A 14262-nucleotide genomic window follows, 5' to 3' on the forward strand; every position below is an offset into this window, starting at 1 on the left:
ATTTCTAAATGTACTAAAAAAAAAATTTAACAGACTTTATTAATACTTTCTGTATTCAAGAGGCTTCTTAGTCTGAATTGCGGGATCAATTTGTGGAGAATCCCATGATCTACCTTTGCAATAATTACAAGCAGGCAAATATTTAATATCCTTTGTATATTTAACAATATCTTTAGGGCTAGCTGTAATTTCAACATAATTTTCTTTATTATGAGGTATTCCTTGAAGCCTGTCAGCATTAGCAGCGAATGGGCATCTATATATTTTGTTATCTGTCAAAGTTAATAAATTTTTGCCACAACAATTTTCAAAAAGAACCTCTAGCTCTTCTTTTGTTCTATCTTCGTGAATAATTCTTCCACTATCAGTCCACCATTCAGGAGAGTGCGCTCTGTAGGGGATTTTCAATTGATCAAGACCTTCTGTTACCTGTTTCAACTGTCTTGACAGTTCTTCTCCATAGTTAGTTATTTGAAAACTTATTTTCTTTAGATTAGATCCATTATTTTTTAGCTTTTCAATATTTAATGGCACAGTAGCATTTGTAAAAAGGACGACATAACTAACCTTCTTTAGATTTGAGGAATAAGCGATCATGTCATATATGTGTCTGTTAACGAATGGTTCACCTCCTATCAATCTTATTTCGTATAGATGATCAATCTTTGATAACAAAATTTCTATCTCATTTATCATTTGATCTACTTCAATGTTTTCTGGCTTTTTATAGTATTGCATCAAGTTTGAACAATCTTGGCATTTCATAGAACATCTCTCAGTTACTAATATATCGATACTTCTTAAAAAGATTCCTTGCCCCAAAAAATAAGACGAATGTGACTCTTTAACTGCATTTAGAAAATAACCTAAAAATTCTCCACTAACATCAGCAACTTCTGATAATGGATGATCATTCAAAAAAAGTCCTAATGGAACTTGTAAATCAGGATTTAGATCTAAACCTTTTTGCCAGGTTTCAGATATCTCAGTAACAGTATTAATTATTAAAACTTTACCTTTATTTTTTGTAATCTTTCTTTCTAATAGATCTTTATAGTAAATAACCTTGGTACCATTATGTTCATGCGTTGATTTCTTTAAGTCACACTCTATAAAACCCAGAACTTTGATTTTTCCATTTAATTTATCGTTAATCCATTTACCAGCCGAAGCGAATCCATATATATATATATAATCATAATCCTCAACTAAGTTAAGGAGATCTTGCCAATTTCGTTTTTTATTAAAATTCATTATTATTGATAAAAAAAGCTTATAAAATAAATTTATTCTATATTATTTTTTAGATAATGAACTACATATTCCTAAATAAAAATAATTTATTTAATAATAAGTAGAAATTTTTAATTTATAAATTATTATATTTAATTTTCTATATTTTTTAAAATTAGAAAAATTAATTTTAATATTAATGTAAAATTAGAATTAAAATTAACTGCTAATTTTTGTAATTTATTAATAAGTAATTTAAGTATATATTGGCAATAGATTCATTTTTAAGATTAGATAAAAAACTATTATTTATTAATAAAATCTTATTAAATAATGCTATCTAATTAAAATCTATCACAGCTTATATTATTTATTAAATTATACTGCTGAACTTAAGTTTAATTTAGATTTATGTGCCAATTACGTTGAATCATAAAATTTACAAATGATAGGATTTTAAATATAAATAGAAGAGAGTATGGGACTATTTATTTTTCTTATTATGAATTCGGTTGAAATCTAAATACATTTGATTTATATAAACTTGATGAATTAATTATCTTTAGCCATATTACTTTAATGAAAGAGAGGCTATATGTAAGACGAATCAATTTTAAATAAAAACCCTACCTAATTCAGAAATCATCAAAGGTATTGATTTAATAAAGCTTAATAAAGAGGGATTTTTTTACAAAAGAAAAGTTGGGAGTCAGTTTCTGATTTTGATGATAAGCCTTTATGCCATAAGGATGTTATTTTATTTATTTCAATTAATAGAGAGCAGCGTTTTTAAGTAAAAATTTCCAAAATAGATTTTATTTAGCCTTTTTTCATAAAGTTCTAAAAAAGTTAAAAAAATGGGAGCAATTTTTAAATTTATCCAAATGTTTTATAATTAAAGAAGTAAAAAGTACCAGTTTGAAAAATATTCAAAGCTTAAAAAATAAGCTTTATAGAAAAGAAATTGATGGACTAAGAGGAGTTGCTGTAATAGCAGTAATTATAAATCACTTTAATAGTAAATTTCTAAGTTCAGGTTATTTAGGTGTTGATATCTTTTTTGTTATTTCTGGATTTGTTATTACATCATCTATTGATAGAAATTCTTACAAAAATTTTCTTGATTTTTTAATAAGCTTTTATGAAAAAAGAGTTAAAAGAATATTACCTACACTAATTTTATTTGTTGTATTAACATCTCTCTTTATTTGCTTTATAATCCCTGGCCCAGATTACTATCTCATACTTGGGAGAAGATCTTTATTAGGTATTTCAAATATCCTACTTTATAAAAATTCAACTGACTATTTTGCTGCTGCAGCAGATCTTAATCCTTTTTTACACACATGGTCATTATCAGTTGAAGAACAATTCTATTTTCTTTTTCCATTTTTAATATGGTTTACAGGTTTTGCAAAAAAAAATAAAAATGGTTTAAAAAATTTCTATTTAGTTTTAACTTTACTTACGAGTATATCTCTTATTAGTTTCCTCTCTTTTTATGAGAAAAATTTTTCGGCCACATATTTTTTAATGCCTTTTAGGTTTTGGGAAATTGGTATTGGATCATTATCTTATTTATTACTTAAAAGTGATCCTGAAAATAAATTATCTTTGGCATTTAAAAAATTCTTTAATGAAAAGATTTCTAATTTTTTATTTCTAATAATAATTTTATTATTATTTGTTCCAAATAATTTTGGTAAATTTTCATCGATATTGATAGTATTTTCAACTGCGATTCTTATCTTTTCAATAAAAAAATCTTCTATTTCATACAAAATACTTACTAATGGAAAATTACTAAAAATAGGTTTATTGTCATATTCACTTTATCTTTGGCATTGGGGAATTATTGTTTTTAGTCGATGGACAATAGGGATCCATTGGTGGTCAATTCCAATTCAAATTTCATTTATTTATTTTTTGGCATTACTAACATATCTATTTGTAGAAAGACCTATAAGAAATTTTAGAAATAAAAAAAAATCTACTTATTTTTCTGCTTTTTTAACTCTAATAAGTTTGTATAGTGGCCTCAAGTATTTTTCTTTACAAGAAAATTTTATTTCTAATATTTATCGGCTAAATCCATTATCGGATGAACTCATAAATTCAAAAAAATGGACTTCAACTGAAGTTAGATGTTTAGATCTTAATACATCATTAATTCACAATTATAATTGCAAAAAAGTTGCTATCAATCCAAAGCTTAAAAACCTTATAATTATTGGTGATTCTCATGGCCAACAAGCCACTTTCATAGTAAATAAATCTTTAACAAAGGGTGAATATAATCATGGTTATATTCAACCGAAAAATTATGGAGATAAAGATTTACCTGGGGTTTTATACGGACTTGGAAATCTTGAAGAAGCAGAATTAATGCAATATATTCTAGATAATGTAAAAACAGGAGATATTATTGTAATCGCATTTCACAGAGGTAGATTTAATAATTTGGTCGATCATCATATAGATCTCTCAAAAGATAGGAAACTTACTAAAAGAGGAATTAAATCAGCACATACAATCTTTAAAATAGGTAGAAAAATAAATTCAAAAGGAGGAAAATTGATATTATTTAGAGATACTCCACTTCTTCCAGAAAATGTTAAAGATGTCTCAATTTGCAATACTTGGAGAAAACTAAATTTAAAAGATTGCGAGATTTCATTAAATCAAGATTTACACACAAGACTCATGCAAGACAAAGTCTTTGATCTTGCAATTAAATTATCCAAAGATCAAGGATTTGAAATTTATTCTTGGGACCCAATTTTTCATTTATATGAAGATAAAAAAGAATTTAAAGATATAGATAAATTTGGTAATTTGTTGATGCAAGATCAAAATCATATTACTAAGTTTACAGGAAATAAATTAAGTAAATTTTTTAAGCAATTCTTATATGAAAAAAAGATTATAAATTAATCTTTAGCTTTATTTTTAATTCTAAAAAGAGTTATTTTAAAACTGCATATTTACTCTAGAACTTATTATATTATTTATGCCAATTTCAAATTAAAGGTATATAAAATTTATAATTTAAACTTATTTTTTGCCCTTTATTATTTTTAACTTTAATTGATGATATATTCAGATAAATAATCTAATAAAAATTTTGTTACCAGAGCAGCTTGGTTATATGGGGTCTCATTTTAAACATGGCAATTTAACCAAAAAAAAGTTTATTAGGGTTCATTAATACTACTTAAAACTCTTTAGAAATAAAAGCAAAAAAATATTTACTAATGGAATTATAGATACTTTTCCAAGTTCTCCTCTGATAATAATACTATTAAGCAATGGATAAACTTTAAGTCAAACACCCCATTAAAACTTAGAGTGTCTAGATTCGTTTCATGGTATAGTGATTCAAAAAAAAAAAAAAAATAATAATATATTATGATGAGTTCTCTTATTGATAAAAATAATTTAATTTACAATCTATACAAATTAATCACTTTATTAAACAGGAAAAATAAGTTTCGAATTATTTATTTATTAATAATTCTCTTTTTAAGTACCATTGCTGAAATGATTTCTCTTTCATTAATAATTCCTTTTTTAGCAGCCTTTAATGATCCTCAATTAATTTGGGACAGCCAAATAGCGAGAGAATTTCTTACATTTTTAGGTTTTAATTCATCTGATAATTTGTTATTACCAATCACTATTATTTTTATTTTATCAGTTTTATTTGCATCAATTCTTAAGTTATTTAATAATTGGTATCGATGTTTATTAATTGCAAAAATTAGTTGTGATATAAGCTTCAAGGCTTTTTCTAAGAGTATTTATCAACCTTACTATATTCATTTAAGACGAAATAGTAGTGAATTAATTGGAGCGGTAACTAGCCATATCGGAGGAGCTACGAATGCCTTGGGACAACTACTTTATTTAGTAAATTATTCTTTTCTTTCCCTAGGTATTTTTTGCACTTTAATACTTATTCAGTTTAGATTTTCCTTGATAATATCTTTTGTATTTATCTCAATATATTTAGTATTACTGATAATTACACAGCCAATATTGAGAAAAAACAGTCAAAATACGAGGAAATTTTCAGAAAAAAGAGTTCAAATCATTCAAGAGTCATTTGGTGCTTTTAGAGATGTAATTATTGACAATAATGAAGATTTTTTTATTAGAAATTATGTAAATTTTGATTACCCAATAAGAAAAATGGAGAGGGAAAATGAGTTTCTCTCAATTTATCCAAAATTTATTATTGAAGGTGTGAGTCTTGTGTCTGTAGGATTAATTGCTTTAATTGCAGAAATGGGGAATTATTCATTAGTAAATATTCTCCCTCTCTTAGGTTTTTTTGGTTTAGCAGCTCAAAAGTTTTTACCAGCACTTCATTATATTTATAGTTCTTTTACATCAATAAAAGCTAATACTTTTCAGTTAAAAAGTACGTTGGGATTAATATCTCAAGCAGAAAACAAAAATATATTAATTTCTGATAAGGAAATTATAAATTTCCATAAAAATATATCATTTAATTCAGTCCATTTTTCTTATGATAATGAAGAAAATTTAATAATTAAAAATTCTTCGTTCGAAATTAATAAAGGCGATAAAGTTGGAATTGTAGGAAAAACGGGAAGTGGTAAAAGCACACTAATTGACTTATTAATAGGTTTAATTAAACCTACAAGTGGTGAAATTTTTATTGATGATAACAATCTCAATAAAAGCAATCAAAAAGTAACAAATAAAAGCTGGATTTCACAAATTGGTCATGTTCCCCAGAGTATTTATTTAGTTGATGATACTATTGCAAAAAATATAGCATTTGGAATCCCTGAAGAAAAAATTAACTATAAAAGAATAAAGGAGCTTATAAAAATTGTCCTGCTTGATGATTTTATTAAAAATACTAAAATGGGATTAAAGACTGTTGTGGGAGAAAGAGGAATAATTTTGTCTGGAGGACAAAGACAAAGGATTGGGATCGCAAGAGCACTTTACAAAGAGAATATCAAAATATTGATTTTGGATGAGGCAACAAGCGCTTTGGATAACTATACAGAATCGAAGCTAATAGAAAATATTAATTCGATGACAAAAAATTATACTTTGATTATGATCGCCCATAGATTAACAACTTTAAAAAAGTGTAATAAGATTTTTGAAATTAAAAAAGGTATTATTAAGGAAACTTCTTTGGATAAAGTTTGACCAAAAATTAATTTAAATAAGTAATTAATAAAAAATATTTTCTTTAAGATTTTTTTTATTTTTAAAACTCCTTATTTATCAATAATTATGGAAAACATGACAATATAGTCTTAACTAAGGAAATGTTCTTTAAATTTAATTAAAGCTTAAAAATTTAGATTTTTTCTGGTTTATCTGCAGTTACAGTTATTGATAATCCTAATATTGATTCAAGTTTTTTAACTAATAATCTTGGATATAAAAATTGTATTAAATTATATAATAAATTCTTTTGATATTTTTTTGATCTTGGCATAAGCAAAAGATCTCCAGAGCTAGCAAATTTTTTTAAAATCAATTTTTGAAGTCCAAAACCTTTTAGAATTTTTAATAATTCTTTTTTTGAGTAACATTTTGTGCCAGGAGATTCTAAATATTTAAATATAATTTCTTCTTGTGATAGAAAAGGCTTTCCTTTTGCTAGTCCATAAAGCATCCAAAGCATAATTCCGGTTGCACTAAAATCAGAATATACCATTATTTTAAGTTTACCTCCAGGCTTTAAAACTCTATATGCTTCAGCGATACAACTCATAGTATTTTTTGCATGATGGAGTACTCCATGGCTATAAATCATATCAAATGTATTATCTTGAAATGGTAGTTTTTCCGCGTTAGCTTTCTCTAGATATTCCAGTTTATATTTTTTGTTTTTAAATGAATTAAGAATATTATCATGAGTTTTTTGGATAGCTGAATCTGTAGCGTCTATTCCAAAGCAAATTGCATCTCTTCTTAAGAACTCAACAAAATCAGTTCCTGCTCCTACTCCAATTTCTAATATTTTCTTATTTGTAAAATCTTCACAATCTCCGAAAGCAAATTCTCTAATATAAGGCTCAGCTTTATATCTTTTATATGCAATTTCTTGAAAATATTTATTCTTATCTTTTTTGTTTGAAAAACGAGTCCCACATACTTCTTCTTCCCAATAATTAGTTACATCTTTTTGCTTAACCATTTTAATTATCTCGATAAGTTCGTTAAATTTTAATTTTTTAATCTTCCGAATAAGAAATATTAAATATTCTGGAAGAACACTAAATTTAATATATATATAATTGAATGTAGTAAAGGTATTTATATATAATTTTTAAAATAAGCTAATCTTAAAAATATAAAGATTAATTTTTATAATGTAATTTGATGTATATTTATTAGATATATCTTCAATAAATGTCTCTATTTGAGATTTATTGTTTCTTTATATTTCTCAAAATTAAACTCAGTAATTTTATAAATATGTGTGGAATTTCTGGTTACTATCTAGAAAAAAATTCTTTAATTAAATTAAATTCTGAATTAAATTACTCTTTAGATCTAATATCCCATAGAGGACCAGACGACAGAGGAACTTATATTTCCAGTAATGAGAAAATTGGATTAGCTCATAGCAGGCTTTCAATAATTGATGTTTCCGAAAATGGACATCAACCTATGCATAGTGAAGATAATAGATTAACTATTATCTTCAATGGAGAAATTTATAACTATAAAGAATTAAGGGATTTTTTGTATAAAAATGGTTACGAAAAATGGGACGGAGATTCTGATACCGAAGTAATATTAAAGCTTTTTCTTTACTCACTAAAAAATGGAATGGAGATAGAAAAAATCTTATTGCGTTTAAAGGGGATATTTTCTATTGCATTATGGGATTCATTAGAAAAAGAATTATTTTTGATTAGAGATGCTTTAGGTATAAAGCCCTTATACTTTAGTGAAACGGATTTGGGAATATTTTTTGCAAGCGAAATAAAAGGAATGATTCCTTTTCTGAATAAAATATCCTCCCCAAAAAATAATTTATCTGAAAGTTATCTTGATGCCGAAAATTTAAATAGATATCTTACATTTCTTTGGTGCCCTGGGTCGGGAACTCCTTCTAAAAGATTTAAAAAAGTTGGGCCAGGAGAATATCTCAAAATTAAATATGGCAAAATAATTAAAAAAGTTAAATGGTATTTTTTAGCTACATCAAATTCAAAAACTAAAAAATTAAATAAATTTGATTCTATAAATGGTACGTATGAAAATCTCAAAAAAGCAGTTGATAGGCAATTAATATCTGATGTTCCTATAGGAGCATTCCTTTCAGGTGGAATTGACTCTAGTAGTGTTGTAGCTATTGCCAGTCAAACAATACCAAAAATAAATTGCTTCACAATTAAAATAAATGGACAATCTGAAGAAGGTTTTGTAGATGATCTGCCTTACGCAAAAAAAGTAGCGCATCACTTGAATGTACCTCTAGATATTGTTGAAGTTGAGTCTTCAGTTTTGGCAGCAGGTATAGAAGAAATGGTTTGGCAACTAGATGAACCGTTAGCAGACGTAGCACCTTTAAATGTTCTACTAATTTCTAGATTAGCTAGAAATAAAGGCATAAAAGTTTTACTTTCAGGTTCAGGAGGAGATGATGTTTTCTCTGGTTATAGTAGACACCTTTCTTTAAAGATTGATAAATATTGGACTTGGCTTCCAAAAAATTTACTTCTAAATTTGGAAAAAATGACTTCAAATATCCCCACAGAAAGGTCAGTTTTTAGAAGATTAAGAAAAGTATTTTCAGGTGCCTCTCTTAATCAAGATGAAAGAATAATAAACTATTTTAAGTGGATTGATAATAGAACTCTTGATGACCTCTATACAGATAATTTTCTTCAACAACTTAAAGATGTAAATGTTGAGTTGCCAATTATGAATTTTCTTGATGAATTACCTGATGGCCTATCCCCTTTAGAAAAAATGCTTGCTGTTGAGCAAAAATTTTTTCTTACCGATCATAATCTTATTTATACTGATAAAATGTCTATGAGAGAGGGTGTAGAAGTCAGAGTTCCGTTCCTTGACACTGAATTATTAGAATTTGCAAGTAAGATTTCAGATAAATATAAAGTTAAGGGTTTAGATTGTAAATGGGTTTTAAAAAAAGCAATGGAACCTTATTTGCCTAAAGATATTATTTACAGACCCAAGAGTGGATTTGGGGGTCCATTGAGACATTGGCTTCGTTTTGAATTATATGAATGGCTGAATGATATCCTTTCTGAAGAAAGATTAAAAAATAGGGGTATATTTAATCATTTAAAGGTGAAGCGTTTAATTGAACAAAATAGTGAAGGTTCTATCGATGCAAGTTATATTTTATTATCAATAGCATGTATTGAAATCTGGTTTAGGCATTTTCATGATAATAAATAAGTAATTTATAAAGTACTAAATTATTTTTACTATAAGGAACATATATTAATTAAATGCGCTATCAAAAAATAGATAAGTTGAAACTATTCCAGTAAATGGACTTGTAACCTCACTGAGAACCTCAGTAGCAACATTGAAAGTACTTTTACCTACATATATGATATCTCCATTTCTTAAATAGGGATTTTTTTTAGATCCAGGTTTTGAATTTCTAGAATATCTTATTTTTCTTCTTATTATATTTCCATCATTATCGTATCTTATAAATTGAATAGGTCCTTTCAATACTTTAGGACCACCTGCAACATCAATGGCATCAATCATAGTTCCCGTTTTTGCGAGGTTAACTGGTCCTGAATTATCTACTCTTCCACTAACATAAACTGTTATAAATTTTGGATTAATATTAGATTTTATAATCTTTGAGATTTGTCCTATGGCCTTTTCTTTTCCTTTTTTTACTTTAATCATATCTCCGTCCAGTATACGGATATTTTGAGAAGAATCCTCTAATTCTAAAACTTTTAAAAGATCTATTTTTGTCTTTATTTTGCCCCCGCCATTAGATATTGGATTTTTTCTAATAACTTCTATATTTCTAATATCTGCATTTATGGTTACTCCACCACTTTTCCTTAGGGCATCAAATAATTTCGGAAAAATAACTTGTTTTTGTTCATCAAATTGAAAACCAACGATATCTTCATCAAAAGAACTTAGATTGTCAACTTGAACCATCCCAGTCAAAACATGACTTCCTGGATTTTCAACTTCTCCATCTATATAAATAGTTATTGGACGATATTTTTGAACTTCTATATTAATATTTGGATTTAATACAAATTTTTCATATTCTACTTGTAAAATATTTTTTAACTCTTGAATAGTTAAACCCGATACATAAATTTTATTTAGCCTTTTTAAAGTAATCATACCTTGCCCATCAACTAATAAATTTTCTCTAAATTGTTCTTTATCTTCTGGATCATCAGTAAAAGTAAAAGATAAGACATCACCTGGACCAATTATGTAAAAAGAATCTTTATCTTTTTTTCTTAAATATTCACTGCTTGGAGAAGAAGTATTATTTGATGCATACAATTTCTTAAAAGATTCAAAAAATCCAAATAGTAAGAAAATAAATATAAATCCAGATAACATCAATTTTCTTGATTTAATGTTTATTTTGTATTTAGTATTATTCATAATTTATTTATGCAATGGTAAATAATTAATCAATCGTGAGGTAACTAATATTCAAGTCAGGTATCGAATTTAAACGATCAGTTAGCTTTTGAAATTCACTTTTTTTAACAACTCCCAAATAAACTAAACAAATTATTTGTTTATATTTTAATAAATCACTTATGTTCGAGGTTATGAGAAAATTATTTTCCCCCAAAAGATCTTCCAAAATTTCATTTATGTAAGATATCTCAAAATCTTCTTTTGCCCCAAATTGGTAAAATACAGTTTTACTTTTTGAGTCCAAATTCATAGATTTTATCAAAATCGAAATAATATCTTTCCATTCGGAAGTTTGATTACTCTGAAGATGATCAATTGTTTTATTTCGTATAATTGTGGAAAGCTCATATTTTGAACTAAGAATATTTCTTAATTTTTCAAAAATATAGGATATCAGTGAAGCGAATATCAAACTAAATAAAAATGTAGTTATAACCATTCTTTTTTTTAAGGGTGCCACTGCATAAGGTAAAATTGTTGGTTTTGTTATAATCTGAGCCTCATTTAAATCATTCGACTTCTCTAAAGATAATTGAATGTAGTTCTGTTCCATTGCATCAAGAGTTGTTTTACTTTTCAAAGCAATTCTTAGTAAATTTCCAAATTTATTTAATTTATCTTGTGAGCGATTTAATGATTCTACCTTTGCTGTTAATAAATTCTTCTCTGCCAATAAATAAGAAAATAATTTTGATCTAATCTCTTTCCTTAAGTTGGATCTTTGAGCAATTAAAGTTTGAATAGAGATATCTTCATCTTTAAATATCTTTCTTAAATTAGATAATTTAATTTCATTATCTAAGTAGGTTCTATATTCAGGGATTCTTTCTTCTTTATTATCCACTAAAGAGGTCTTAGCAAAAACTTCATCTGAATCAATAGGTATTTTTTTTAGTTGTTCTATAGTCAATTCAATTTCCTTCAATCTGTTGAAGGAATCTATTTGAGCTGCCATAAATTGATCTGCTCTCGTAGCAGTAAGATCATTTAGTACGGTTGGAACAAACATTGACTGCTGGTTAGCATATGCAAGCAATTCTGCATAATCCTTATTAGATTTGTCTTCATATTTTTTAATTTGCAGTTCAAGAAAATCCATGCTTTTTGCAATATCTCTTTTCCTTTTGTCTTTTCTGTAAATTTCATAAGATCTTGAGATATCTTCTAAAACTTTTTTTAGAAGTATTTTATCTTGATCTTTATAAACAACCTTAACTACATTTGTTTCTTCAATTATTTCTATATCTAAAGATTTTGTCCATTTTTTAAATGTCAGAGATTTGTCATTTCTTTGTTTTTTTACATTTTGATAAATGTCCATAAGTACGAAAGGACTCTTTAAAACGTTTATTTGTGTATTTAATCTACTGGCTGATCCTATATTAAAAATAGAAAAGTCTAAATTACCAAGTGCACCGCCTGCAGATCTCTGACCTTCCTCATCATAAACAATTTGAAATTCCCCCTCCCAAAGTTTTGGTGTATTAATTGCAACTATTGCAGATATAAAGCTACTAAGTAGTGCAAATGAAAGAATAAATATTTTATTTCTAATAATTTTTTCAATTATTGGCCGAATTTCTATATCATCATTTTTTACTGATTTATCAATAGAATTTATGATTGATTTTTTTTCTGTCACTATTTCTGTTTCATATAGATCAATTTTATTAAATACAGTTTAGCAATTATCCTAAATTACAAAAATTATTAACATTAGTAATGCTTCCTCCAAACAGCTAAAAGTCTTCCTTGAAAGACAACTTCTGAAGGGTTTAATTCTATAGGCTCATAATTCGGATTAGCCGCTTCTAAAAAGATTTTCTCTCCTCGTTTAAAAAAATATTTTAAAGTCGTTCCTAATCCTGGAACAAGAGCGCTAACAATCATTCCATTTCTTAAAGAATATCTATCTTTTATCGGTTCCATCAAAACCATATCCCCATCAGCGATGCATGCGTTTATCATTGAATCTCCATTAACAGTAAGAGCAAAAACATCCTTTTTTTTCAATACTTCAGATATATCTAAATTTTCTTGAATATCAGAATAAGTTTCAACTAATCCGCCAGCTGCAACTGATCCTAGAATAGGAATCCCCGTAACTAAATCATCAACAATTTGTAAGGTTCTTGCTTTCCCTTCTTGCCATGATATGTAGCCCTTTTCTTGAAGATGTTTTAATCGACTTTGAATAGGAGCTGGAGACTTAAGTCCCATAGCATCCATCATTTGCCTTATGGAGGGGCTATGTTGAAACTTTTTTAAATATTCTTTTATCCATAAATAAAGCTCATTTTGAGCATCGGTAAGAGTTTCTTCAGCAGAGTAGGCCACAACAACAAAATACGTACTAATACATTTGTACCCTTTGATGAAGATTGCTGCAAGTATTTTATTGAAGAAGGCAAGCTAAAAGAGCTTGTTGGACATGCATTCTATTTTCAGCTTGTTGAAAAATTCTACTTTTTTCGCTTTCTATTACTTCATCAGTAATCTCTTTATCTCTGTAAGCTGGAAGACAATGTAAAACAATCGCATCTTCTCTTGCTTTATTTAATAATTTTTTATTGATAGTAAATCCATTAAAGTTAGAATCTTTTTTACCTTTGTTATTTTCTTCGCCCATAGAGGACCAAACATCTGTGTATAAAACGTTAGCGCCTGAAACAGCAAATTCTATATCATTAGTTATTTTTAAAATATTTTTATCATTAATTTTTTTTGCCTTTTGAATTATTGAATTTTTTGGCTCATAACCTTTTGGGCAAGCCACTCTAACTTCTACGCCCAACATGGATCCACATAGTATTAGAGAATTTGCGACATTATTACCATCGCCCACAAATGTGATTACTACATCCTTAAAATCACCAAATTCTTCTTTAACTGTAAGAAAATCTGCTAAAGCTTGACATGGATGCTCAATATCTGTGAGTGCATTAATAACTGGTTTTGTAGACCATTTTGCATAATCTTCTAAATCTGATTGTTTAAATGTTCTTATGGCCAATACATCACAATAACTACTTAAAACCCTTGCTGTATCTTTTATTAATTCTCCTCTTCCTATTTGAGAAGTATTAGGGTTTAAATCTATAGTAGTGCCTCCAAGTCTCGACATCGCAACTTGAAAACTTACTCTAGTACGGGTTGAGGATTTATCAAAAATTAGACCTAAAACTTTATCCTTAATTTCAAAATTAAGTTCTTTTTTTTTAAATTTTTTTGCAAGATCCAAAATATAGACTAATTCATCAATTGAAATATCTGAAATTGATAAAAAGTTTTTGCTAAGGAGCTTATATGGTTTTAACATCAATCTTTTATAAAACCTAAAATCTA

At 27.0% G+C, this 14262-nt stretch carries 9 protein-coding genes; 3 read left to right on the forward strand and 6 right to left on the reverse strand.

Annotation, left to right across the window (positions count from 1 at the left end; genetic code table 11):
* Nucleotides 1-39: 39 nt before the first annotated feature.
* Entirely contained in the window at nt 40-1254 is a 1215-nt protein-coding gene (locus HA145_RS07065; protein ID WP_209128490.1) for a radical SAM protein, read from the reverse strand.
* 897 nt (nt 1255-2151) lie between these two features.
* On the opposite strand from HA145_RS07065, the gene HA145_RS07070 reads away from it, so the two are divergent.
* Nucleotides 2152-4167 carry an acyltransferase family protein gene (locus HA145_RS07070; RefSeq protein WP_209128491.1) on the forward strand — a complete coding sequence of 672 codons (2016 nt, stop codon included), beginning with the start codon at nt 2152-2154 and terminating at the stop codon, nt 4165-4167.
* 474 nt (nt 4168-4641) lie between these two features.
* Nucleotides 4642-6426, forward strand: coding sequence for an ABC transporter ATP-binding protein (locus HA145_RS07075; RefSeq protein ID WP_209128492.1), 1785 nt, complete (start codon nt 4642-4644; stop codon nt 6424-6426).
* 154 nt (nt 6427-6580) lie between these two features.
* Here HA145_RS07075 and HA145_RS07080 read toward each other — a convergent pair whose 3' ends face one another.
* Complete coding sequence (locus HA145_RS07080) at nt 6581-7426, reverse strand: class I SAM-dependent methyltransferase (RefSeq protein ID WP_209128493.1); 846 nt, start codon at nt 7424-7426, stop codon at nt 6581-6583.
* A 281-nt stretch (nt 7427-7707) separates the two neighbouring features.
* On the opposite strand from HA145_RS07080, the gene asnB reads away from it, so the two are divergent.
* Nucleotides 7708-9669 (forward strand): asparagine synthase (glutamine-hydrolyzing), encoded by a 1962-nt coding sequence (gene asnB, locus HA145_RS07085; RefSeq protein ID WP_209128494.1) that lies wholly within the window; start codon nt 7708-7710, stop codon nt 9667-9669.
* A 45-nt stretch (nt 9670-9714) separates the two neighbouring features.
* Here the strand turns inward: asnB and HA145_RS07090 are convergent, their stop codons facing one another.
* The 4 genes from HA145_RS07090 to argF all read right to left on the reverse strand — a co-directional run bounded on the left by HA145_RS07090 (nt 9715) and on the right by argF (nt 14236).
* Nucleotides 9715-10875, reverse strand: coding sequence for a polysaccharide biosynthesis/export family protein (locus tag HA145_RS07090; RefSeq protein ID WP_209128495.1), 1161 nt, complete (start codon nt 10873-10875; stop codon nt 9715-9717).
* 25 nt (nt 10876-10900) lie between these two features.
* Nucleotides 10901-12559 (reverse strand): GumC family protein, encoded by a 1659-nt coding sequence (locus HA145_RS07095; protein ID WP_209128496.1) that lies wholly within the window; start codon nt 12557-12559, stop codon nt 10901-10903.
* A gap of 74 nt (nt 12560-12633) precedes the next feature.
* Nucleotides 12634-13254, reverse strand: a complete 621-nt coding sequence (gene lexA / locus HA145_RS07100) for a transcriptional repressor LexA (protein ID WP_209128497.1) — start codon at nt 13252-13254, stop codon at nt 12634-12636.
* Between the two features lie 58 nt (nt 13255-13312).
* Complete coding sequence (gene argF, locus HA145_RS07105) at nt 13313-14236, reverse strand: ornithine carbamoyltransferase (protein WP_209128498.1); 924 nt, start codon at nt 14234-14236, stop codon at nt 13313-13315.
* Nucleotides 14237-14262 lie beyond the last annotated feature (26 nt).

The organism is Prochlorococcus marinus XMU1411, assembly GCF_017696075.1.
Taxonomy (GTDB): domain Bacteria; phylum Cyanobacteriota; class Cyanobacteriia; order PCC-6307; family Cyanobiaceae; genus Prochlorococcus_A; species Prochlorococcus_A marinus_V.

What these genes read in the sequence shown, in the direction of transcription:
- HA145_RS07065 (WP_209128490.1), bottom strand. Translation starts at nt 1,254, where the DNA reads ATGAATTTTAATAAAAAACGAAATTGGCAAGATCTCCTTAACTTAGTT.
- HA145_RS07075 (WP_209128492.1), top strand. Translation starts at nt 4,642, where the DNA reads ATGATGAGTTCTCTTATTGATAAAAATAATTTAATTTACAATCTATAC.
- HA145_RS07080 (WP_209128493.1), bottom strand. Translation starts at nt 7,426, where the DNA reads ATGGTTAAGCAAAAAGATGTAACTAATTATTGGGAAGAAGAAGTATGT.
- asnB (WP_209128494.1), top strand. Translation starts at nt 7,708, where the DNA reads ATGTGTGGAATTTCTGGTTACTATCTAGAAAAAAATTCTTTAATTAAA.
- HA145_RS07090 (WP_209128495.1), bottom strand. Translation starts at nt 10,875, where the DNA reads ATGAATAATACTAAATACAAAATAAACATTAAATCAAGAAAATTGATG.
- argF (WP_209128498.1), bottom strand. Translation starts at nt 14,236, where the DNA reads ATGTTAAAACCATATAAGCTCCTTAGCAAAAACTTTTTATCAATTTCA.